The 23271-nt window shown below is 61.3% G+C and carries 19 protein-coding genes and 6 tRNA genes; 21 read left to right on the top strand and 4 right to left on the bottom strand.

The genetic code is table 11. The features are described from left to right. A partial coding sequence (locus ACFOKJ_RS08515; protein WP_390278579.1) for a calcium-binding protein occupies window positions 1–2163 on the bottom strand: 2163 nt, incomplete at its 3' end. Between the two features lie 216 nt (window positions 2164–2379). Then, window positions 2380–3843: an IMP dehydrogenase gene (gene guaB, locus ACFOKJ_RS08510; RefSeq protein ID WP_390278576.1), complete on the bottom strand. Its 1464-nt coding sequence runs from the start codon at window positions 3841–3843 to the stop codon at window positions 2380–2382. A 135-nt stretch (window positions 3844–3978) separates the two neighbouring features. On the opposite strand from guaB, the gene ACFOKJ_RS08505 reads away from it, so the two are divergent. From ACFOKJ_RS08505 to ACFOKJ_RS08465, 9 genes are all read left to right on the top strand, one after another. Then, window positions 3979–4383, top strand: coding sequence for a DUF4124 domain-containing protein (locus tag ACFOKJ_RS08505; RefSeq protein ID WP_390278573.1), 405 nt, complete (start codon window positions 3979–3981; stop codon window positions 4381–4383). Between the two features lie 2 nt (window positions 4384–4385). Next, a complete protein-coding gene (gene uvrC, locus ACFOKJ_RS08500) occupies window positions 4386–6185 on the top strand; it encodes an excinuclease ABC subunit UvrC (RefSeq protein ID WP_390278569.1) in 1800 nt (599 codons plus the stop codon). Window positions 6186–6204: 19 nt separating this feature from the next. Further along, window positions 6205–6786: a CDP-diacylglycerol--glycerol-3-phosphate 3-phosphatidyltransferase gene (gene pgsA, locus ACFOKJ_RS08495; RefSeq protein WP_390278566.1), complete on the top strand. Its 582-nt coding sequence runs from the start codon at window positions 6205–6207 to the stop codon at window positions 6784–6786. 92 nt (window positions 6787–6878) lie between these two features. After that, window positions 6879–6954 (top strand) — tRNA-Gly (locus ACFOKJ_RS08490). Window positions 6955–6977: 23 nt separating this feature from the next. Further along, window positions 6978–7053: transfer RNA gene (locus tag ACFOKJ_RS08485), tRNA-Gly, on the top strand. A 23-nt stretch (window positions 7054–7076) separates the two neighbouring features. Further along, window positions 7077–7152, top strand: a tRNA-Gly gene (locus ACFOKJ_RS08480). Window positions 7153–7176: 24 nt separating this feature from the next. Further along, window positions 7177–7252, top strand: a tRNA-Gly gene (locus ACFOKJ_RS08475). Between the two features lie 24 nt (window positions 7253–7276). Further along, window positions 7277–7352, top strand: a tRNA-Gly gene (locus tag ACFOKJ_RS08470). A gap of 51 nt (window positions 7353–7403) precedes the next feature. Then, window positions 7404–7477 (top strand) — tRNA-Cys (locus tag ACFOKJ_RS08465). 217 nt (window positions 7478–7694) lie between these two features. Here ACFOKJ_RS08465 and ACFOKJ_RS08460 read toward each other — a convergent pair. After that, the gene (locus ACFOKJ_RS08460) at window positions 7695–8297 is read right to left on the bottom strand and encodes an FMN-dependent NADH-azoreductase (RefSeq protein WP_390278563.1); all 603 of its coding nucleotides are present in this window, start codon (window positions 8295–8297) and stop codon (window positions 7695–7697) included. 122 nt (window positions 8298–8419) lie between these two features. Between ACFOKJ_RS08460 and ACFOKJ_RS08455 the strand changes: the two genes are divergently transcribed. From ACFOKJ_RS08455 to ACFOKJ_RS08430, 6 genes are all read left to right on the top strand, one after another. Beyond that, a complete protein-coding gene (locus ACFOKJ_RS08455) occupies window positions 8420–9358 on the top strand; it encodes a LysR family transcriptional regulator (protein ID WP_390278560.1) in 939 nt (312 codons plus the stop codon). 176 nt (window positions 9359–9534) lie between these two features. Then, entirely contained in the window at window positions 9535–10269 is a 735-nt protein-coding gene (locus ACFOKJ_RS08450) for an MgtC/SapB family protein (RefSeq protein WP_390278557.1), read from the top strand. Window positions 10270–10367: 98 nt separating this feature from the next. Then, a complete protein-coding gene (locus ACFOKJ_RS08445) occupies window positions 10368–11129 on the top strand; it encodes a fumarylacetoacetate hydrolase family protein (protein WP_390278554.1) in 762 nt (253 codons plus the stop codon). A 435-nt stretch (window positions 11130–11564) separates the two neighbouring features. Beyond that, entirely contained in the window at window positions 11565–12305 is a 741-nt protein-coding gene (locus ACFOKJ_RS08440; protein WP_390278551.1) for a methionine ABC transporter ATP-binding protein, read from the top strand. Then, window positions 12306–12992 (top strand): methionine ABC transporter permease, encoded by a 687-nt coding sequence (locus ACFOKJ_RS08435; protein WP_390278548.1) that lies wholly within the window; start codon window positions 12306–12308, stop codon window positions 12990–12992. It abuts the gene before it with no gap. Between the two features lie 208 nt (window positions 12993–13200). Beyond that, the gene (locus ACFOKJ_RS08430) at window positions 13201–14010 is read left to right on the top strand and encodes a MetQ/NlpA family ABC transporter substrate-binding protein (protein ID WP_390278545.1); all 810 of its coding nucleotides are present in this window, start codon (window positions 13201–13203) and stop codon (window positions 14008–14010) included. Window positions 14011–14342: 332 nt separating this feature from the next. On the opposite strand, the gene ACFOKJ_RS08425 is transcribed toward ACFOKJ_RS08430, so the two are convergent. After that, window positions 14343–16016, bottom strand: a complete 1674-nt coding sequence (locus tag ACFOKJ_RS08425) for a long-chain-fatty-acid--CoA ligase (RefSeq protein ID WP_390278542.1) — start codon at window positions 16014–16016, stop codon at window positions 14343–14345. A gap of 289 nt (window positions 16017–16305) precedes the next feature. On the opposite strand from ACFOKJ_RS08425, the gene rimP reads away from it, so the two are divergent. The 6 genes from rimP to rpsO all read left to right on the top strand — a co-directional run bounded on the left by rimP (window position 16306) and on the right by rpsO (window position 23112). Next, on the top strand, window positions 16306–16731 hold the full coding sequence (gene rimP / locus ACFOKJ_RS08420) for a ribosome maturation factor RimP (protein WP_390278539.1): 426 nt from the start codon (window positions 16306–16308) through the stop codon (window positions 16729–16731). A 51-nt stretch (window positions 16732–16782) separates the two neighbouring features. Next, a complete protein-coding gene (gene nusA, locus ACFOKJ_RS08415) occupies window positions 16783–18258 on the top strand; it encodes a transcription termination factor NusA (RefSeq protein ID WP_390278536.1) in 1476 nt (491 codons plus the stop codon). Between the two features lie 49 nt (window positions 18259–18307). Further along, complete coding sequence (gene infB / locus ACFOKJ_RS08410) at window positions 18308–21229, top strand: translation initiation factor IF-2 (RefSeq protein ID WP_390278533.1); 2922 nt, start codon at window positions 18308–18310, stop codon at window positions 21227–21229. A 179-nt stretch (window positions 21230–21408) separates the two neighbouring features. Then, window positions 21409–21834, top strand: coding sequence for a 30S ribosome-binding factor RbfA (gene rbfA / locus ACFOKJ_RS08405; RefSeq protein WP_390278530.1), 426 nt, complete (start codon window positions 21409–21411; stop codon window positions 21832–21834). Beyond that, the gene (gene truB, locus ACFOKJ_RS08400) at window positions 21831–22754 is read left to right on the top strand and encodes a tRNA pseudouridine(55) synthase TruB (protein WP_390278527.1); all 924 of its coding nucleotides are present in this window, start codon (window positions 21831–21833) and stop codon (window positions 22752–22754) included. Before rbfA ends, truB begins: the two co-directional genes overlap by 4 nt. Window positions 22755–22842: 88 nt before the next feature. Next, a complete protein-coding gene (rpsO, locus tag ACFOKJ_RS08395) occupies window positions 22843–23112 on the top strand; it encodes a 30S ribosomal protein S15 (RefSeq protein ID WP_349585702.1) in 270 nt (89 codons plus the stop codon). Window positions 23113–23271: the final 159 nt, after the last annotated feature.

Below are 23271 nucleotides of genomic sequence, written 5' to 3'. Positions count from 1 at the left end.
GTGGATGCTGTCGTCGTCGGCGAAGTGGGCCGCCACGTTGTAGCTGAAGGCGCTGTCCTCATCGACACTGGTATCGGCAATGGCACTGTCCAGCACCGGCGCATCATTGCTGCCGGTAACCGTAATGCTCAGGCTGGCGGTGGATGTTGCTCCGGTGCTGTCGCTGATGGTGTAGCTGAAGACATCGTGTTCCGTCATGCCCTGGGCCAGGCCTTGCGTATTGATGTTGTTGTTGTCCAGCTGGTAGCTGTAGCTGCCGTTGGCGTGGAGGGTCAGCGTGCCGTAGGTGCCGCTAATGCTGGTGCCGACGTTGGCCGCATGGCCGTTGACGGCAGAGACGGTGAGGGTATCGAACGGGGCGTCCGGGTCGCTGTCGTTGCCCAGCACATTGCCGCTGGCGCTGTCGTCGCCGGGCTGGTTGTTGTTGACGCCGCCGGCCTCGATAACAGTGTCGCTGGCATTGCCGTCTGCCAGGGCAAGCGGGCCGTGATTTTCCACGCCCAGAAAGTCGCCAAGCAGCAGTTGATGAATGCCCTGCAGCTTGATGGCCAGCTCCGGTGTGCCCGGGTTGCCGTTGATATCGGCGTAGACGTAGGTGTTGCCGTCGCTCCCGTGTACGAACCACACGCCGTTGGCGGTGGGGGTGTTGCCGCCCCAGTGCAGGTCCACTGTGTCGCCCAGTAGCTGGCGCAGGTCGATTTTGTCGCGTTGCAGCGGGTTGGTGGTGTCCTGGATGCCCTGGAAGTCGGTAATGGTATCCATCGCGCCGACGGTGCTATCCGACCAGCTTGGCTGATCGTCGTGGTCATAGCCGCTGTGGCGATGGGTTTCATCGCGGTGGGTGCCGGTGCTGGCGGTGAATACGAAGCTATCGGCGCCCTTGCCGCCACTGAGGGTATCGGCTCCCATGCCGCCATTCAGGGTGTCGTTGCCGGCGCCGCCGATCAGGTTGTCGTTGCCCCGTTCGCCATACAGGGCATCATCGCCGCCTTCGCCGTAGACGATATCGTTGCCGCTGCCGGCGTAGATGGTGTCGCTGCCACCATTGTTGTCGTCGCTGTTGGCCGCCTGGTTGTTGCCATTGTCGCCATAGATGATGTCATTGCCGCGCCCGGCAAAAATCCTGTCATTGCCCGTGGCTGTGGCGTTGCCGCCGCCGGCGGATTCCAGCCCGTCGCCATAGATGATATCGCGGCCGTTTTCGCTGTTCTCGCCGTGTCGCCCGCTGTCGTTGAGACCGATGGTGTCATCGCCGGAGCCGCCGTACAGTGTGTCTTTGCCGTCAGCACCCTGAATGATGTCGTTACCTGCACCGCCGAATACGGTGTCCTTGCCCTCGCCGCCGTTCAGGGTGTCGTCACCGCTGCCGCCTTCGATGGTGTCATCGCCGTTGCCGCCGCTGATCAGGTCATTGCCGGCGCCGCCATACAGCCTGTCATTGCCGTTTTCACCGTAGATGCTGTCGTCGCCACCTTCGCCATAAACGATATCGCTGCCGCTGCCGGCGTAGATGATGTCGTTACCGCCGATATTCTGTGTGCTGGCGTTGCCGTTATCGCCATAGATGAGGTCGTTGCCGCTGCCGCCGTAGATGATGTCGTTGCCGATCTGGGTAGCCAGGCTGCCTTGGCCGATATCGATAAGCCGGCCCTGGCTGTCATAGATGTTCTGGCCGTTGAAGCCATCACCGTAAATGGTGTCGCCGCCGCTCTCGCTACTGTCGTCGTTGCGGCTGTCGCTGCGGCCGATGGTGTCATTGCCGTCACCACCAAAGATGTTGTCGGCACCGCTACCGCCCAGGATGATGTCGTTGCCCTTGTTGCCGTACAGGGTGTCGAAGCCGCTGCCGCCGTCCAGGTAGTCGTTGCCGTCGCCGCCATTGAGGATGTCGTCGCCACTGTCGCCATAAAGCTTGTCGCTGCCTTCGCCGCCATCCAGCAGATCGTCGCCACTACCACCCTGCAAGCTATCGTCACCGGTGCCGCCTAGCAGGGTGTCGTCACCATTGCCGCCATCCAGCTTGTCGTTGCCGCTGCCACCATCCACGTAGTCATCGCCGTTGCCGCTGTTTACCGTGTCGTTGCCTGCGGCGGCATAGATTACGTCGTCCTTGTTGGTGCCGGAGAGGGTATTGCTGGCGTCAGTTCCGTTGATGGTAGCCATGGTGATCTCCCTGAATGCGTGGCATGCATGGACAGTTGCTCTGCCCGCCCATTTGTAAACATCTCAAATGGTAGTTTTCAGGTGAATTAATTCTATTGTTCTTCGGTACACCCCACTTTTTTCTGGCAATCCCGGCTTGCGTGTTCTACGGCGGCGCAGAAATGCAAAAACCCCCGCACAGAGTGTGGGGGTTTTTGCGGCCAACGTGGGAGGTGTTTAGCGATCCACGTGGTAGTTCGGTGCTTCCTTGGTGATCTGTACGTCGTGCACGTGCGATTCACGCATGCCGGCGGAGGTAATCTCCACAAAGCCGGCTTTCTGGTGCATTTCGTCGATGGTGCGGCAGCCGAGGTAGCCCATGGAGGAGCGCAGGCCGCCCACCAGCTGGTGGATCACCTGGGCGATGGGGCCCTTGTACGGCACGCGGCCTTCGATGCCTTCCGGCACGAACTTGTCGGCGGCATTGGTGGTGTCCTGGAAGTAGCGATCGGCGGAGCCCTGGCTCATCGCGCCCAGGCTGCCCATGCCACGGTAGGACTTGTAGGAGCGGCCCTGATACAGCTCGACTTCACCCGGCGCTTCCTCGGTGCCGGCGAACATGCCGCCCAGCATCACGGCGTTGCCGCCTGCTGCCAGTGCCTTGGAGATATCACCGGAGAAGCGGATGCCGCCGTCGGCGATCATCGGCACGCCGGTGCCTTTCAGCGCTTCGGACACATTGTGAATGGCGGTCAGCTGCGGTACGCCCACGCCGGCCACGATACGGGTGGTGCAGATGGAGCCGGGGCCAATGCCCACTTTCACGCCGTCGGCGCCGGCGGCCACCAGGGCGAGGGCGGCGTCGGCGGTGGCGATGTTGCCGCCAATCACATCAACGTGCGGGTAGGTGGTTTTCACCCACTTCACGCGATCCAGTACGCCCTGGCTATGGCCGTGGGCGGTATCCACCACGATCACATCCACGCCAGCAGCCACCAGCGCGGCTACGCGCTCGTCGGTGTCGCCGCCGGTGCCTACCGCGGCGCCTACGCGCAGACGGCCCTGGCTGTCCTTGTTGGCGTTCGGGTGTTCGCTGGTCTTGATGATGTCTTTAACGGTAATCAGGCCCTTCAGTTCGAAGGCCTCATTGATTACCAGTACGCGTTCCAGGCGATGCTTGTGCATCAGCTCGCGGGCTTCTTCGATGCTGGCACCTTCCTTTACCGTCACCAGACGCTCGCGCGGGGTCATGATGCTGGCTACCGGCTGGTCCAGGCGGGTTTCGAAGCGCAGGTCACGGTTGGTGACGATGCCTACTACCTTGCCATCCTGCACCACCGGCAGGCCGGAAATCTTGTGCTGACGGGTAAGCAGTACCAGGTCACGTACCAGCATGTCCGGTGCGATGGTGATCGGGTCTTTCACCACGCCGCTTTCATGGCGCTTAACCTTGGAGACTTCCAGTGCCTGCTTTTCGGCAGACATATTCTTGTGGACGATGCCGATACCGCCTTCCTGCGCCATGGCAATGGCCAGGCGGGATTCGGTAACGGTGTCCATCGCGGCGGAAATCAGCGGCAGGTTCAGGCTGATGTTGCGGGTGAGCTTGGTAGAGAGGGAGACGTCGCGCGGCAGTACGGAGGAGTGGGCCGGGACGAGGAGAACGTCGTCGAAAGTATAGGCTTTCTCGATGATGCGCATCTTGGCGTTCCTTAGGCGGCAAAAACGCATTATACCGATATGCCTGTTGCTGTGCAAAACCCGATTCCCGGTTTCGGCGGGGCAAGCCATACGTATACAATCAGTTTATTGCCATCATTGAAACGGAACCCGACCATGCGTGTGGGCAGCAAAATTTTTCTGGTGCTGGCCGGCTTGCTGGCAGCAGCAGCGGTACAGGCGGTGGATGTGTATCGCTGGAAGGATGACCGCGGGCGCACCGTGTATTCCGACACTCCCCCGGTAGGCCGTGCCTTTACCAAGATCGCGCTGCAGCCAGGCGGTGGTGGCATCGCCGTGCCGGATGCCTCGGCACCGGCGGAAAAGCCGCCGCTGGATGCCGCGGCCATCAATGCCAAGGCCAAGGAGCAGAACAAGCGCATCATGGAGGTGAACTGCCGCACGGCAAAGGAAAACCTGGCCATGGTGTCCAAGCCGCTGCAGCCGGGGGCTAAATCCACCCCGGCGCGCGAAGATGGTATTCGCCGCGCACAGGAAGACGTGAAGACCTGGTGCCAGTAGTAATGACCCGACTGTTTGACCCCAAGCCGGTGCTGGCCAGCTTGCCTGGCCTGCCCGGCGTTTATCGCATGCTGGATGCCGATGGCAATGTGCTGTATGTCGGCAAGGCCATCGATCTCAAAAAACGCGTCAGCTCCTATTTTCAGAAAAGCGATCTCAGCCCGCGCATCCAGCTGATGGTGGCGCAGATCGCCGCCATCGAAACCACCGTGGTGCGTAGCGAGGCCGAAGCGCTGATTCTGGAAAACAACCTGATCAAGGCGCTGGCTCCCAAGTACAACATTCTGTTCCGCGACGATAAGTCCTATCCGTACCTGATGTTGTCCGGCCATCAATACCCGCAGCTGGCGTATTTTCGTGGCGACCCCAAGAAACCCAATCAGTATTTCGGCCCGTACCCCAACGGCTACGCGGTGCGCGAGAGCATCCAGATACTGCAGAAGGTATTCCGGCTGCGTACCTGCGAAGACAGCGTGTTCAGCAACCGCTCGCGCCCCTGCCTGCTGTTCCAGATCAAGCGCTGCACCGCGCCTTGCACCGGCGAGATCACACCGGAGCAGTATCGTGAGGACGTGCGCCGCGCGGTGACCTTTCTGCAGGGCAAGCAGAACGAGCTGATCGACGAGCTGACCGAGCGCATGTTGGCCGCATCGGAGAACCTGGACTTTGAACACGCGGCAGAGCTGCGGGACCAGATCCAGGCATTGTCGCGGGTGCAGGAGAAGCAGTTTGTTTCCAGCAATGCCAGCCAGCTGGATGCCGACGTGGTGGCCATTGCCAGCGAAGGCGGCCTGGTGTGCGTCAATCTGGTGATGATTCGTGGTGGCCGCCACCTGGGTGACAAGAGCTTCTTCCCCAGCAATGCCGACGACACGCTTGCGGCCAACCTGGAAGCTTTCCTGGCCCAGCACTACCTGGGTGCGACCTTGCCGGCAGTGATCATTCATAACGAAGCGGTAAGCACCGAGTTGCAGCAGCTGCTGATTGAACAGGCGCAGAAGCGGCTGGCCTTTGTCGGCAACCCCATCGGCGAGCGCCGGGTGTGGCTGGAAATGGCGGAGAAGAACGCCCGCATCGCCATCGGCCAGCGCCTGCTGAGTGCCGCCAGTCAAAATGCCAGGCTGGCCGCATTGGCCGAGCTGATGGAGATGGACGAGATTGCCAGGCTGGAGTGCTTCGACATCAGCCACACCATGGGCGAGGCCACGGTGGCGTCCTGCGTGGTGTACGACCGCGGCGGCATGCAGCCATCGGAATACCGGCGCTTCAATATCGAAACCGCGGCGGCCGGCGACGATTACGCCGCGATGCGCGAGGCGCTGACCCGGCGCTACACCCGGCTGGCAGCTGGCGATGGCAAGTTGCCGGACGTACTGCTGATCGACGGCGGCAAAGGGCAGGTGGGTGTGGCGCTGGAAGTGCTGGCCGAAGTTGGCGTGGATGTACCCATAGTCGGCGTGGCCAAGGGCGAGGAGCGCAAGCCGGGGCTGGAAACACTGATCGTGCCGCATCTGCAAAAGACGCTACAATTGCCGCGCGATCACGCTGCCCTGCACTTGATCCAGACCGTGCGCGACGAAGCGCACCGCTTTGCCATTACCGGTCACCGTGCGCGGCGCGCCAAGGCGCGCACCCAGTCCACGCTGGAGGATATTCCCGGTGTGGGGCCTACGCGCCGGCAGCGGCTGCTCACCCGCTTTGGCGGTTTGCGCGGGGTGGTGGCAGCCAGCATCGACGACCTGGCGCAAGTAGACGGCATCAGCCGCGCGCTGGCCGAAAAAATCCACAATGCCCTGCATTAAAAACTAGAAAACCCGACACATGCCCTTCAACCTGCCGATTCTGCTTACCTGGCTGCGCGTGGCGCTGATCCCCGTCTGCGTTGCCGTGTTCTTTCTGCCGGACAGCGTGCTGATCCAGCACCACCGCAATAGTGTGGGAGCATTCATCTTTGGCCTGGCGGCTGCCACCGACTGGCTGGATGGCTACCTTGCCCGCCGCCTGGGGCAGACCTCGGCCTTCGGTGCCTTCCTCGATCCTGTGGCCGACAAGCTGATCGTGGCCGCGGCGCTGATCCTGCTGGTAGAGCTGGGCCGGCTGGAAGGCTGGATGGCGATGATCATCATCGGCCGCGAGATCGCCATCTCGGCGCTGCGCGAGTGGATGGCAGAGATGGGGCGCCGCAACAGCGTGGCGGTGGCCTATATCGGCAAGCTGAAAACCGCGGCGCAGATGGTGGCCATCCTGCTGCTGCTGTACGCCGGCCCGCTGCTGCCGGGAATTGATACCATGATCGCCGGAAAATTCTTTATGGTTATCGCGGTATTTTTGACTTTGTGGTCAATGGCTTATTATTTGCAGATGGCGGCGCGGGAATTTTCAGGCAAAAAAATTGATGTATAAACGTTGACAAGCCTGAATCCATCATTATAATTCGCCTTCTCTTAACGACGCAGACGCAGCAGCGGCAGCGAAGTTGATGAGAAAACGGTTTTGCGGGAATAGCTCAGTTGGTAGAGCGCAACCTTGCCAAGGTTGAGGTCGCGAGTTCGAGCCTCGTTTCCCGCTCCAGAAAACCATAGCAGTATTGCAGTGCGGGAATAGCTCAGTTGGTAGAGCGCAACCTTGCCAAGGTTGAGGTCGCGAGTTCGAGCCTCGTTTCCCGCTCCACAACACTGCGGCAGTAATGCGACGCGGGAATAGCTCAGTTGGTAGAGCGCAACCTTGCCAAGGTTGAGGTCGCGAGTTCGAGCCTCGTTTCCCGCTCCAAAAAATTCGGCAGTATCTGTAGATGCGGGAATAGCTCAGTTGGTAGAGCGCAACCTTGCCAAGGTTGAGGTCGCGAGTTCGAGCCTCGTTTCCCGCTCCACAAAAACTGTAGCAGTATAGCGACGCGGGAATAGCTCAGTTGGTAGAGCGCAACCTTGCCAAGGTTGAGGTCGCGAGTTCGAGCCTCGTTTCCCGCTCCACAGATTGTTCAGATTGTCTGAATGAGTTAAGCTTCAGGCAATAAAAGTTACGGCGCGGTAGCAAAGCGGTTATGCACCGGATTGCAAATCCGTGTAGGTCGGTTCGACTCCGGCCCGCGCCTCCAATAAAAACCCCGACAGACTCTGGTCTGCCGGGGTTTTTGCTATGGCCGGTCGTCATGTTGCCGTCTGTGCCTGCTGGCTATGCTGTGGCGGCTGCTTGGCACACCTACTGGCGCGGGTTGGTCTGGCGTAGCTTGGCAAGAAAAATGCCCCGCGGCGCGGGGCACGAGGCAGAGGAGAGTGGGACGCCAGCCGGCAGCTGCCGGCCGGTTGGCCGCATCAGGCGGCGGCGATGGCTGCCTTGGCGGCGTTCAGTGCTGCTTCACGGGCGTCGCCACCCATGGCCACGCCTTCGGCACGGATGAACTGCACGTCGCTGATGCCGAGGAAGCCCAGTACGGTCTTCAGGTAGTCTTCCTGGAAGTCCATCAGTTGGCCCTGCTCATTGCTGTATACGCCGCCGCGGGACGACACCACATATACCTTCTTGCCGCCAGCCAGGCCTACCGGGCCGTTTTCGGTGTACTTGAAGGTGCGGCCGGCTACGGCTACGCGGTCAATCCAGGCCTTCAGCTGCGACGGAATGGAGAAGTTGTACATCGGCGCGCCAATGATCAGGATTTCGGCAGCCAGGAATTCGCCGATCAGCTGTTCGCTGCGGGCGGCTTCCTTGCGCTGCAGCTCGCTCCAGTCGGCCTGCTCAGTAAAAGCTGCACCGAGGATTTCGCCGGACAGGTGCGGAATCTCGCTCTGTGCCAGGTCGTGGTACACCACTTCGGTCTTGCCGTGGCGGTCGATCAGGGTGTCCACTAGGGCCTGGGTCAGGCCACGGGAAACAGAGTTGGCGGCGAGGATGCTGGAATCGAGATGCAGGATTTTCATGGTGCGGCTCCGTAGGGGGTGATTGCCGCGCACTGCGGCGATGGGTGTACTGTAAAACCGCTACCAATTCGCCACTAGACGGCTAGAATCGGATTCATTGTTCCACTGGTGGGATAATCGCCATGCAAGACCTGAATGACCTGCTGTTCTTTGCCAAGGTTGTGGAGCACGGCGGCTTCAATGCCGCCAGCCGCCAGCTGGGTATTCCCAAGTCCCGATTGTCGCGGCGGGTGGCCGAGCTGGAGTCGCGTCTTGGCGTGCGGCTGTTGCTGCGCACCACGCGGCGACTGGCGTTGACCGACGTTGGCGCCCAGTACTACCAGCACTGCCAGGCCATGCTGGCCGAGGCCGAGGCCGCGGCGGACACCATTGCCCGTCATACCACCGAGCCGCGTGGTCTGGTGCGAGTGAGCTGTCCGGAGCTGCTGGCCAAGTCGCTGCTGTCCGGCCTGCTGCCGGATTTCATGGCGCGTTATCCGCAGGTGCGCATCGTGCTGGAGGTCACCGGGCGCCGGGTGGATCTGATCAACGATGGTATCGACGTGGCGCTGCGCGTGCGGCAGAAGCTGGACGACAGCGCCAGCGTGGTGGCGCGGCCGCTGGCACAGAGCGAGAGCGCGCTGGTGGCCAGCCCGGCCTTGTTGGCCGCACGCGAGCTGCCGGCACACCCTGCCATGCTCAGCGGCTGGCCGGCACTGGTGATGAGCCGGCCGGATGGCCGTGCCGAATGGCCGCTGCTGGACGAGGTTGGCCAGCTGTACCGGGTGGATATCGCCGAGCCACGGCTGATGACCGACGACTTGCTGGTGCTGCGCGAGGCGGCGATTGCCGGTAGCGGGGTAGCGTTGCTGCCGCTGATGGTGTGTCACGACGCACTGGCCGACGGCCGTCTGCTGCGGCTGTTGCCGGGCTACAGTACGCCGGACGGCATTCTGCACCTGGCGTTTACCGGCCGCCGTCACCTGATTCCTGCGGTGCGCAGCTTTATCGACTTCCTGGTGGAGGCGATACCGTCACGGCTGGCCAGCACCATGGTGCAAGTCACTGCCTGTCCGCAGTAGCGGGGCGGCACGGTGGGTGGCGCATGCGCGATGACTGGGTATGGCTGTACTCTGCATCTCGATTGAATATACTTGTAACAGTTGTCAGTGCCTTGCTTGTTGTTGCGACTAGTCGCCAGCTATGTCGACACCCGCGTTCACTTCACTGTCTGGTCGCCATCATGAACATGATCTCGATGCAAAATCTTGCGGACTACTGGTCGCTGCAGCAGGTCACCACCAATCTGATCGTATTCATGAATCTGCTGGGCGCCTTGCTGCTTGGGATGGTCGTCGGTTACGAGCGCACCTTTCATGGCCGTGCCGCCGGCATGCGCACCTATGGACTGGTGTGCATGGCGGCCGCGGCGCTGACTTCCATTGCCGGCTTTCCCGAGCTGTGGTTTGGCGGCCATGCGCCCAATATCGCCCCTGCCGACCCGACACGGGTGATTCAGGGCATCGTCACCGGCATCGGTTTCCTGGGCGCCGGCATGATCATGAAAGACGGCCTCAACATCAGCGGGCTGACGACGGCGGCGTCGATCTGGGCGTCGTCCGCCATCGGCGTGTTGGTAGGGGTGGGCTTCTACGCGTCGGCGTTACTGCTTACCGGCTTGTCGGTGGTGTGCATGATGTGGATGTCGCGGCTGGAACAGTGGCTGCCTACCCGCCAGGCGGTGGCGGTGGACATCGTGTTCCAGGGAGGGGTCATTCCGCAGCGGGAGGTTCTGGAGCAGGCCGTAAACCGGCAGGGCTACTACATTGCCTGGGGCTCGCTGACCATCAAGCATCAGGAAAGCGCCACCGAATGGCACTTTGTCGCTGTGGCGCACAGCAAGGAGCATTGTAGCTCCCTGCCGGAAATCTCCCAGATGCTGGCCGACCACCAGGCGGTGGCGAGCTTCTCCTTGTCCTACGCGCGCAACTGAGTACCGGCCCAGGGCTTGGTCGCAGCCTGCGGCCAACCTTGCCAAACCCCGCCGGCAACGGTAGAACTGCCGCTTTACTGTTCAACCGGAATCCTGCCATGCACGCCGATGCCATTCGCTCCGCTGCCATTACTCTTGCCGCCCGCCGCCTTAGTGGAGAAACCGGCCCCTTGCTGAGCGGCGAGCAGGCGCCGCAGACGCTGGACGATGCGCTGGCGATTCAGCACGCGGTGCGCGAATTGCTGGGCAATGGCGTGGGTGGCTGGAAATGCGGCATGCCGGGCGAGGGCAGGGTGGTGCTGGCGCCGATCTACGCCAGCACGGTCAGCTATAGCGCACCCTGCCTGGCCTGGGTGCGTGCCGGCGTGGTGCGCACCGAGCCGGAGCTGGCTTTCGTGTTTGCCGAGGGGCTGCCGGCGCGCGGCCAACCCTACAGCCGTGACGAGGTGCTGGCGGCGGTCAGCGGGGTGCGACTGGCGCTGGAGTTGATTGACAGCCGTTTCGATGCCGAGCCCAAGCCATCGTTCCTGCAGTCGCTGGCGGATGGTCTGGTCAATCAAGGCTTATGGCTGGGGCCGGTGGTGGACAAGGCGGCGGCGCTGGCGGCAGACAGGCTGGCCATCCGTGTGCAGCAGGGAGACCGTGATGAACTGCTGGATGGCGTGCATCCGGCCGGCGACCCGCTGGCGCCGCTGCTGTGGCTGGTGGAGTACCTGCGCGCGCAGGGAGAGGGCTTGCTGCCGGGGCAGGCGGTGATTACCGGCTCCTACGCCGGGGTGGTGAATCTGCTGCCGGACGCACCGGCCACGCTGCAGTTCGGTGCCTTGGGAGTGCTGGAGGTGAGCTTTAGCGCACGCTGAGCCCGGCTTCTACCATAGATTGCAGCAGGGACGTTGGCCGCAGACCGTAACAGGTTTGCGGCCAACATGCCTTGTGCAGGCCCCTTTACGCATGCAGACATGCATGCCTGGTGAGTGGCCTGCTGAAGCCAGGTGTCACTACATATTCTGTATACAGTATTTAAATAGCAGAAAATTCTATAAGTGAAACGCTTTACGGGTGGCTGTTATATGGCTACTATTTGTGCATTGCAGCGATTGACACAAACGAACACATAGTGTTCAATTGTGATCAATTACTAGATTTAACGCCGATTTGAACACAGCTTGCGGGCGTAAAACAGCTAAAGCGTGGGGAATGTTGTAGCAACTTTCCTCCAATTTTCGAATTCGAAGATTCCATGCCTAAAGCCCGCCAGCGTTGTTCCGGCGGGCTTTATTGCTTTGGAGTCCAGCATGATTCAGCTCAAAAACGTGCACAAACGCTTCCGGCGCCCAGAAGGTGGCTGGTTCGATGCCGTGCGCGATACCACCCTCCACATCCAGGAAGGGGAGATTTTCGGCCTGATCGGTTTTTCCGGTGCCGGCAAGTCCACCCTGCTGCGCCTGATCAATCTGCTGGAGCGCCCGGATAGCGGCGAAGTCGTCGTGGATGGCCAGCAACTCACCGCGCTATCCGCCAGTGAGCTGCGCCGCGCCCGCCAGAATATCGGCATGGTATTCCAGCAGTTCAACCTGATGGCCAACCGCACCGTGGCCGACAACGTGGCGTTTCCGCTGGAAATCGCCGGCTGGAGCCGTGCCGAGATCGATGCGCGCGTAGCCGAATGCCTGGATATCGTCGGCCTGGCCGACCGCGCCGGCCACTACCCGGCGCAGCTGTCCGGCGGCCAGAAGCAGCGCGTCGGCATTGCCCGTGCGCTGGCGCCGCGTCCGCACGTGATTCTGGCCGACGAGCCAACCTCGGCGCTGGATCCGAAAACCACGCAATCCATTCTCGACTGTCTGCAGGACATCAACCGCCGCTTTGGTGTCACCGTGGTGATCGTCACCCACGAGATGCATGTGGTGCGTTCCATCTGCCACCGCGCCGCGCTGCTGGATGCCGGCCAGGTGGTGGAGATACTGCTGGTGGATCAGCAGCATGGCGTGTCGGCGCAGTCGGCACTGGCCAAATCCCTGCTGGAGGTAGCGTAAATGGAAGAACTGACTTTTGCCCAGGCAGTGAGCAATGTGCTTGAGATGTCGCCGGAGATCTGGCAGGCCAGCCTGGAGACCGGGCTGATGCTGGCCATCGGCCTGTCGGCGGCCATTCTGCTGGGTGGGCCGCTGGGCGTGCTGCTGTACCTGTCGCAGCCGGGCCAGCTGTTTGCCAATCGCGCGGTGAACGGCGTGCTGGGCTGGCTGGTGAACCTGGTGCGCTCCTTCCCCTTCATCATCCTGATGGTGTCGCTGGTGCCGCTTACCCGTGTGTTGGTGGGCTCCACTATCGGCCCGGTGGCGGCGGCAGTGCCGCTGTCGTTTGCCGCCATTCCTTACTTTGCCCGCCTGGTGGAGCAGACCCTGCGCGAGATTCCGCGCGGTGTGGTGGAGGCGGCCGAGGCCATGGGTGCCAGTCCGGCGCAGATCATTTGCAAGGTGCTGATCAATGAGGGCCGTTCCGGCCTGATTTCCAGCCTGACCATCCTCACCATCAGCTTTCTCAGCTACTCGGCGGTGGCCGGCGTAGTGGGCGGCGGCGGTATTGGCGACCTGGCCATCCGCTACGGCTACTACCGCTTCCAGACCGAGGTAATGGTGGCCATGGTGCTGCTGCTGGTGGTGATCGTGCAGATCATCCAGTTTGTCGGTAACCGCCTGGCCGCGCGGCTGGATAAACGTTAACCCCGACCGGGGCGGGTAGATGCGCCCCACCACAGGGTGCCTATAAAAACCCTGGTTTCTAAGCGAGACAAGGCGCGAACGAAAAATCCCGACGCGGCATATGGCTGATATGTAAGGAGGGATTTTTCGTGAGCAACGCAGTATCGCAACGAAAACAGGCGTTTTTTGAGGTGCCCTACAAAGAGATCACTCTCACAAGGAGCTAATAATGCGTCGTTTTGTACTGAAATCGCTGGCAGTTGCTGCCCTGGGTCTGACTGTTGCGGCCAACGTGCAGGCCGCCGATCCGGCCAAGAAGGAAATCGTCATCGGCACCACCGTGGGTGACTTCGGCGACATGGTAAAGCAGTCCATCAAGCCGATTCTGGAAAAGCAGGGCTACAGCGTGAAGCTGGTGGAGTTCACCGACTACGTGCGCCCGAACCTGGCGCTGCAGGAAGGCTCGCTGGACGTGAACGTGTTCCAGCACAAGCCGTACCTCGACAACTTCGCCAAGGAGCACAAGCTCAGCCTGAAGGAAGTGTTCCAGGTGCCGACCGCGCCGCTGGGCATCTACCCGGGCAAACTCAAGTCACTGAAGGATGTGAAGCCGGGCAGCACCGTGTCCGCGCCGAACGATCCGTCCAACTTCGCACGCGCGCTGGTGATGTTCAACGACCTGGGCTGGATCAAGCTGAAGAAGGGCATCAACCCGCTGACCGCTTCCGAGCGTGACATCGACGTGAACGTGAAGCAGATCAAGATCGTGCCGCTGGAAGCTGCCCAGCTGCCGCGTTCGCGCAATGACGTGGACTTTGCGGTGATCAACGGCAACTATGCCACCAGCTCCGGCATCAAGCTTACCGAAGCCGTGTTCCAGGAAAAGAGCTACGCCTACGTGAACTGGGGTGCAATGCGCGCCGCCGACGTGAGCAAGCCGTGGGCCAAGGACGTGATCGCAGCCTACAACTCCAAGGCATTCCGTGGCTGGGCCACCCAGAAATACGCCGGCTACAAGCTGCCAGCGGCCTGGAAGTAATTTTCAGCGCGCATGGTCTGGCTGTCGACATGCCCTTCGCCGGGTGTGTTGGCATCCGACCGTGCCGGCCGCTTGCGGCCAAGCTTTTCCTTGAAACACTCCTGGCATTCAAGGCTTCTCCGCGGACTTCGGTCCGCTTTTTTTTGTAGAGAGGGCAAAGCGTAGCGTGCCCACTGTCGGTCAACATTGGTAGCTTGCCGGTGGGTACGGCTAAGGGCCTTTTCCCGCCCTGCACGGGTTGATCCCCACGATTTAGTGACGAGCTTTTTTGATGCAGATGGCTGGGCGCAAAAAAGCCCGCCGAAGCGGGCTGTGTCTGCCACCGGGCTGTCTCAGGCTTTCACCTCGGCATCGCGCAGTGCGCGCCGCAGGATCTTGCCGACGTTGGTCTTCGGCAATTCGTCTCGGAATTCGACGAACTTCGGTACCTTGTAACCGGTGAGGTTTTCGCGGCAGTGGTGGATGATGTCCTGCTCGGTAAGGCTCTTGTCCTTGCGTACCACGAACACTTTCACTACCTCGCCCGAGCGCTCGTCCGGAATGCCAATGCAGGCCACTTCCAGCACGCCCGGGTGCAGGGCCACCACGTCTTCGATCTCGTTCGGGTACACATTGAAGCCGGACACCAGGATCATGTCCTTCTTGCGATCCACCAGTTTTACATAGCCTTCCGGCGTCAGCATGGCCATGTCGCCGGTCGCGAGGAAGCCCTGGCTGTCTATCGCCTTGGCGGTTTCGTCCGGGCGGTTCCAGTAGCCTTTCATTACCTGCGGGCCGCGGATGCACAGTTCGCCGGATTCGCCGCTGGCCACTGGCTGGCCGGCGGGGTCGCGAATCTCGATCTCGGTGGAGGGAATCGGCAGGCCGATGGTGCCGTTGTATTCCTTCATGTCCAGCGGGTTGATGCAGGCGGCGGGGCTGGTTTCGGTCAGACCGTAGGCTTCGATCAGCGGGGTGCCGGTGGTCTGCTTCCATTTTTCTGCCACCGCCTTCTGTACCGCCATGCCGCCACCCAGCGCCAGGCGCCAGCTGGAGAAATCCACGCTCTTGAAGTCCGGGTTGTTCAGCAAGGCATTGAACAGGGTGTTGACGCCGGTGATGGCGGTAACCTTGTACTTCTTCAGCTCTTTCACGAAGCCGGGGATGTCGCGCGGGTTGGTGATCAGCACGCTCAGCGCGCCTACCTCGGTGAATACCATCAGGTTCGCGGTGAGGCAGAAGATGTGGTACAGCGGCAGGGCGGTTACGATCACTTCCTCGCCTTCGCGGATAGCGTGCTTGACCCACTCGCCGGCCTGCAGCATGTTGGCCACGATGTTCTTGTGGGTGAGCATGGCACCCTTGGAAACGCCGGTGGTGCCGCCGGTGTACTGCAGGAAGGCGATGTCGTCGTGGCCGACGGCTACCGGGGTGTACTGCCTGGCGGCACCCAGCGACATGGCGTCGTTGAAGGCGATATGGCCGGCGATGTGCCATGGCGGCACCATCTTCTTGATCTTGCGTACCACGAAGTTGACCAGCAGGCGCTTGGGGAAGCCCAGCATGTCGCCGATGCTGGCCACGATCACGTTCTTCACAGGCGTGCGCGGCAGTACCTGTTCCAGCACATTGGCGAAGTTTTCCAGGATCAGGATGGTTTCGGCGCCGGAATCCTTCAGCTGATGCTCCAGCTCGCGCGGGGTGTACAGCGGGTTGACGTTCACCACGGTGCAGCCGGCGCGCAGAATGCCGAACACGGCAATCGGGTACTGCAGCAGGTTGGGCATCATGATGGCGACGCGGGCGCCTTTCTGCAGTTTCAGCTCGTGCTGCAGATAGGAGGCAAAGCGGGCGGACAGGGTGTCCAGTTCGCCGTAGCTCAGTACCTTGTCCATATTGGCCAGTGCCGGGCGGTCGCGGAACTTGGCGACGCTGCGCGCGAACACCTCGTTGATCGACTGGAAAGTATTGATATCGATGTCGTGCGCTACCCCGGCCTGGTAGTTTTTCAGCCAGATCTTTTCCATGGCGTTTGGCTTCTCCGTCGTGTTGGTATTGTCGCCGCCTCCCTTTGTGTTGTGTCGCGTTGCAGGTGGAAGGCGTGCGTGTCTGCTGGCAGACTTCACTATAGATGATTGTTGTGAAACGCCTGTTTGACAGGCGGAGCACCACTCTACCCGATGTCGCTGCCGGTGCAAAGCACACGGCTGTCCGGTGCCTGGGCGTTGGTTTTCTTTTGCCGCAGAATGGTTTATAATCGCGGCATTTTAGGGATGGGCGGGTTTCGCCCATTTTTCATTTCTGGAATTGATGCCCATGGATGTACGTTTGCTGCTCGAAAACACCCTGCCGGGTCTTGGCTATGAGCTTGTGGATTTTGAAATGACCCCAGGGGGCGGTTTCCGTGTATTCATGGATAAGCCGGGCGGCATTACCGTTGAGGACTGCGTGGCGGTGAGCAATCACCTGACCCGTTTGTTCATGGTGGAAAACGTCGATTACGAACGCCTGGAAGTGTCGTCTCCCGGGCTGGATCGCCCGCTGAAGAAGGAAGCGGACTACGTACGTTTCACCGGCAGTCTGGCCAAGATCCGTACCCGCCTGCCCATCGATAACCAGAAGCGCTTCCAGGGGCGCATCACCGGCATCGCCGATGGTGTGGTGTCGCTGGAGGTGGAAGGCCGTAGCGTTGCCATTCCCCTGTCGAACATCGACAAGGCCCGGCTGGAGCCGGAGTTCTGAGTCGTCAGGACGTTGGCCGCATAAAAAAGAATACGAAATTCGGAGGATTGAATGAGTCGCGAAATCTTGTTGTTGGTTGATGCGCTGGCGAGCGAAAAGAACGTCGGCCGTGAAGTGGTGTTTTCCGCTCTGGAAATGGCGCTGGCTTCCGCTACCAAAAAGAAATTCAACGATGAGGAAATCGACGTTCGAGTAGAGATCGATCGTCACAATGGCCAGTACCAGTCTTTCCGCCGCTGGACCGTGGTGGATGCCGAGGCGCTGGAATTCGAAGATCGCGAACTGAGCCTGGAAGACGCTCGCGAGCGTGACCCGCGTGCCGAGCTGGGTGGCGTGATCGAAGAACCGATGGAAGCGGTGGAGTTCGGCCGTATCGGTGCCCAGGCCGCCAAGCAGGTGATCCTGCAGAAGATCCGTGATGCCGAGCGCGAGCAGGTGCTGAACGATTTCCTGCAGCGTCGCGAAAGCCTGATCACCGGCACCATCAAGCGTATCGAACGTGGCAATGCCATCGTCGAGTGCGGCAAGCTGGAAGCCGTGCTGCCGCGCGACCAGATGATCCCGAAGGAAAACCTGCGCGTGGGTGACCGCGTGAAGGCATGTCTGCTGCGCATCGACCGTCTGGGTCGTGGCCCGCAGCTGATCCTGTCGCGTACCTCGCGTGACTTCCTGGTGAAGCTGTTCGAACAGGAAGTGCCGGAGATCGACGACGGCATGCTGGAAATCAAGGAAGCCGCCCGCGACCCGGGCATGCGCGCCAAGATGGCCGTCAAGTCCAATGATCCGCGCCTGGACCCGCAGGGTACCTGCATCGGCGTGCGTGGTTCCCGCGTGCAGACCGTGACCCAGGAACTGGCTGGCGAACGCATCGACATCGTGCTGTGGTCGCCGGATCCGGCGCAGTTCGTGATCAACGCCCTGTCGCCGGCCGAAGTCAGCCGCATCATGGTGGATGAAGACAGCCACACCATGGACGTGGTGGTGGAAGAAGAACAACTGGCGCTGGCTATCGGCCGCGGCGGCCAGAACGTGAAGCTCGCTGCCGAGCTGACCGGCTGGAACCTGAACATCCTGACCGTCGCCGAGGCGGAAGAAAAGCACCTGGAAGAAGACGCCAAGCTGCGCGATCACTTCATGCAGCATCTGGGTGTGGACGAAGATATTGCCACCACGCTGGTCCAGGAGGGTTTTGCCACCCTGGAAGAAGTGGCATACGTGCCGATTTCCGAAATGCTGGAAATCGACGGTTTTGACGAGGCTCTGGTGAACGAGCTGCGCAGTCGTGCCCGTGATGCCATCCTGACCCTAGCCATTGCTTCTGAAGAGAAGGTCGAAGATGTTGCCGACGACCTGAAGAGCATGGAAGGGCTGGACAGCGAACTGGTACGCAAACTGGCCGAGAACGGCGTGACCACCCGTGACGACCTGGCGGACCTCGCCGTTGACGATCTGGTCGACATGACCGGCATGGAGGCCGATGCGGCCCGCGCCCTGATCATGAAAGCGCGTGAACACTGGTTTAACTGATGTAAACCAGCCGCATACGGAAGATTGCTAGAAGGAATTAGGAATACGCATGGTTTTGACGAACGTAAAACAGTTTGCGAGCGAGTTGAGCTTGTCCCCGGAACGGTTGCTGGAGCAGCTGAAAAACGCCGGAGTACACAAGCGCAGCCTCGACGACGCCCTCACCGAGCAGGACAAGAAACAACTGCTGGACTTTTTGAAGTCCTCCCATGGCGCACGCGATGAAGGCAAGATCACCCTGACTCGCAAGCAGACCAGCGAAATCCATACCGCCGGTGGCAGCACCGTGACCGTGGAAACCCGCAAGAAGCGTGTGTTCGTGCGTCCGGAAGACGAGGCACCGAAGCCTGCAGTCGCTGCCGCCGCCCCGGTGGCCGAGCCGGCGCCTGCTCCGGTGGCACCTGCCCCGGTAGTGGAAGAGAAGCCCGCTCCGGCTCCGGTTGCCGAGCCGGTAGTGGTTGCCGAAGCCCCGAAAGTGGAAGCTGCCAAGCCGGTTGCCGCCAAGGTGGAGCAAGCTGCCGAAAGCAAGCCGGTAGAAGCCAAGGTCGAGGCCAAGGTAGCCAGCAAGCCGGAAGCCAAGCCGGCCGCGGATGCTCCGGTTGCACCGGTAAAACAGCCGACGCTGAGCCGTCCGGCATCCATCCTGTCGGATGCGGAAATGGCTACCCGTGCTTCGGAAGAAGCCCGTCAGGCCGAATTCCGTGCCCGTCAGCAAGCGCTGCTGCGTGAAAAGCAGGAGCGTGAAGCACGCCGCCTGGCTGCGCGTGCCGAAGCTGCTGCACCGAAACCGGTTGCCGCTCCAGCTCCGGCCAAGACTGAAGACATGCCGCGTTCGGCCAAGCCGACCCAGCCGCGCATGCAGCCGGCAGAGAGCACCCCGCGCGAGCCGGGCGCTCGTGACGCTGCTCGCGACGGCAACCGTTCCGCTCGCCCGGGTGGCCCGTCCGTCCGTCCGGCAGCTGGTGGCGGTGCCCGCCCGGCGCCGGGCGCTGGCGCAGCTCCGGCTCCGGCCGCAGCTCCGGCTGGCGATGCCCGTCGTGGTCCAGGTGCTGGCAAGAAAGGCCCTGGCGGCCGTGACAGCTGGAACGATGGCAAGAAGGGCAAGGGTCTGAAGACCCGCGGCGGCGATGCCAGCAACGACTGGAAATCCCGCAAGGGCGGCAAGCACAAGGGCGGCAACAACCAGCACGCCTTCCAGGCGCCGACCGAGCCTATCGTGCATGAAGTCCTGGTACCGGAAACCATCACCGTTGGCGATCTGGCTCACAAGATGGCCGTGAAGGCCGCCGAAGTGATCAAGACCCTGATGAAGATGGGCATGATGGTGACCATCAACCAGGTGCTGGACCAGGAAACCGCGCTGATCGTGGTGGAAGAAATGGGCCACGTCGGCAAGGCCGCGCAGGCGGACGATCCGGAAGCCTACCTGGGTGATGATGCTGCGCTGAGCACTGGTGAAGCGCTGCCGCGTCCGCCGGTGGTAACCGTGATGGGTCACGTCGACCACGGCAAGACCTCGCTGCTGGATTACATTCGTCGCGCCAAAGTGGCGGCGGGCGAAGCCGGCGGCATTACCCAGCACATCGGTGCCTACCACGTGGAAACCCCGCGCGGCATGATCACCTTCCTGGATACCCCGGGTCACGAGGCGTTTACCGCCATGCGTGCCCGCGGTGCCAAGGCCACCGATATCGTGGTGCTGGTGGTGGCTGCCGACGACGGCGTAATGCCGCAGACCATCGAAGCGGTACACCATGCCAAGGCTGCTGGCGTGCCGATCGTGGTGGCAGTGAACAAGATCGACAAGCAAGGTGCCAACCCGGAACGTATCCGTCAGGAACTGGTAGCCCACGAAGTGGTGCCGGAAGACTGGGGTGGCGACACCCAGTTCATCGAAGTTTCGGCCAAGATGGGTCTGAACATCGATGCGCTGCTGGAAGCCATTCTGCTGCAGGCCGAAGTGCTGGAATTGACCGCACCGGTAGCGGCACCGGCCAAGGGCATCATCGTGGAAGCGCGCCTGGACAAGGGTCGCGGCCCGGTAGCTACCCTGCTGGTACAGAGCGGTACCCTGAAGAAGGGCGACATCGTGCTGGCAGGCACCGCCTTCGGTCGCGTGCGAGCCATGATCGACGAGAACGGCAAGCCGATCGACGAGGCCGGTCCGGCCATCCCGGTGGAAATCCTGGGTCTGTCCGATGTGCCATCCGCTGGTGAAGATGCCATGGTACTGGCCGACGAGAAGAAGGCGCGTGAAATCGCCCTGTTCCGTGCCGGCAAGTTCCGCGACGTGCGTCTGGCCAAGCAGCAGGCTGCCAAGCTGGAAAACATGTTCGCCCAGATGTCCGAAGGCGAAGTGCAGAGCATGTCGGTCATCATCAAGGCCGACGTGCAGGGTTCCTACGAAGCGCTGGCCGGCAGCTTGCAGAAGCTGTCCACCGATGAGGTTCGCGTCAACATCCTGCACTCCGGTGTGGGTGGCATTACCGAATCCGACATCAACCTGGCGATCGCCTCCAAGGCCATTGTGGTTGGCTTCAACGTGCGAGCCGACGCTGCCGCCCGCAAGCTGGCGGAAGGCGAGGGCGTGGAAATCCGCTACTACAACATCATCTACGACGTAGTGGATGACGTGAAGGCGGCCATGTCCGGCATGCTGGCACCGGAGAAGAAAGAGCAGATCCTGGGTACCGTGGAGATCCGTCAGGTGATCACCGTATCCAAGGTAGGCAACATCGCCGGTTGTATGGTGACCGATGGTCTGATCAAGCGCAGTGCCTCGGTACGCCTGATCCGCAACAATGTGGTGGTGCATACCGGCGAGCTGGATTCGCTGAAGCGCTTCAAGGATGACGTGAAGGAAGTGAAGCAGGGTTACGAATGTGGCCTGATGCTGAAGAACTACAACGACATCCAGGAAGGTGACCAGCTGGAAGCATTCGAAATCGTCGAAGTGGCGCGTACGCTGTAAGACGGTGGCGAGGGGCGGGTGCGAGGTTGGCCGCAAGGCCGGCCTTGCCCCGCCTTTTTGAGTTTTATTCGCCACGAAACCCACGAAAAGACACAAACCGTCAGCTGCGGCAGGTCCGCAACGGTGCAACTGCTTCGTGTCCTTTCGTGGTGTTCGTGGCCCAATAGGTGTTTGCATTCATGGCCAAAGCCAAAAAAGGTTTTTCCCGCTCGGACCGCGTCGCCGAGCAGATCCAGCGCGAGCTGGCCGAGCTGATCCGGAAGGGTCTGAAAGACCCGCGCGTGGGTTGGGTCACCCTGACCGCGGTGGAAGTTACCCGTGACTATTCGCACGCCAAGGTGTTTTACACCGTGATGGACGAGAACAAGCGCGAGATCACCCAGGAGGCGCTAGATAGTGCCGCCGGCTTCCTGCGCAATGAGCTGGGTCGGCAGATTCGCCTGTTCAGCATGCCGCAACTGCACTTTGTCTACGACGACTCCATCGCCCGTGGCGTGTACATGAGCCGCCTGATCGACGACGTGGTGGCAGGTGCTGCGGCCAACCCCGAAGCCGATGCGGCCGAGGGCGATGACGAGCAGGATGAGGGCGCGGATAAGGCATGAGCGCGCCGCGTCGCATCAAACTGAACATCAATGGTGTATTGCTGCTGGACAAGCCCTATGGCATCAGCAGCAATGGCGCGCTGCAAAAGGCGCGCTGGTTGTACAGCGCCGCCAAGGCCGGCCACACCGGCGTGCTGGACCCCCTTGCCACCGGCTTGCTGCCGGTATGCTTTGGCGAAGCCACCAAGTTTTCTTCCTACCTGCTGGATGCCGACAAGGGCTATCGCGCCACCGTGAAATTTGGTGCGGTGACCACTACTGGTGACATCGAAGGAGAGGTGGTGCTTCAGCGGCCTGTGGCGTTTGATCGCGCCGCGCTGGAGGCGGCGATTGCCGCGCACACCGGCGCCATCAGCCAGGTGCCGCCGATGTACTCGGCGCTGAAGCACCAGGGCAAGGCACTGTACGAATACGCGCGCGAAGGTATCGAGATCGAGCGTGCGGCCCGCGATGTCACCATTCACCGCATCGAGCTGATCGAGTTTAGTGGCGACAGCGCGGTGATCGACGTGCTGTGCAGCAAGGGCACTTATATCCGCACGCTGGCGCAGGACATCGGCGAGATGCTTGGCTGTGGCGCCCATCTCACTGCCTTGCGTCGTACCACTACCGGCGGTTTTCGGCTGGAAGACGCGCACACGCTGGAGGCTATCGAGGCCTTGCCAGCGACCGAGCGCGGCGGCTTGCTGCTGCCGGTGGACGTGCTGGTGGCGCATTTTCCTGCCGCGACCTTGGCCGCAGGCGAGGCAGCTCGCTTTTGTCACGGCCAGGCCGTGCGCGCGCAGGAAAATTGTGAGACAATGCTGCGCTTTCGCGTATACCACGCGGATACACAAGAATTCCTCGGGCTGGCCGATGCAACACCGCAAGGCCAGCTGCAGCCGGTCCGGGTAATGGCAGCGCAAGCTGCACCGAAGTGAAGTGCGGATGGGTTGGCGATGGCAACATCGCAGGCTCGCTGCACTTGTCGGGTGGCAACACCCTAAACCGATATTGGAGTATTTCCACATGGCAATGACCGCCGAACAAAAAGCCCTGATCGTTCAAGACTTCCAGCGTAAGGAAGGCGATACCGGCTCTTCCGAAGTTCAGGTTGCTCTGCTGACCGCTCGCATCAACGACCTCACCCCGCACTTCAAAGCCAACACCAAGGATCACCACAGCCGTCGTGGTCTGCTGAAGCTGGTGAGCCGTCGTCGCCGTCTGCTTGACTACCTCAAGCGCACTGATGCTGACAGCTACCGCGCCCTGATTACTCGTCTGGGTCTGCGCAAGTAATCGGTTAGAATACGGAAAAGTCGCAGCTAGTCTGCGACTTTTCCGTTTCTGCTTCTGCACGTTCTTTATTGTCACAACGGGGGGAGCCTCTACGAGCCGGCGTTGGCCGCAGCGTCTGCTACGTAGGGGTTCCCGTTGTAATCCTCGATCCTGAATACA

The sequence above is a fragment of the Vogesella amnigena genome, from assembly GCF_042648905.1.
Taxonomy (GTDB): domain Bacteria; phylum Pseudomonadota; class Gammaproteobacteria; order Burkholderiales; family Chromobacteriaceae; genus Vogesella; species Vogesella amnigena.
This window is presented reverse-complemented; position numbering and strand designations above follow the sequence as displayed.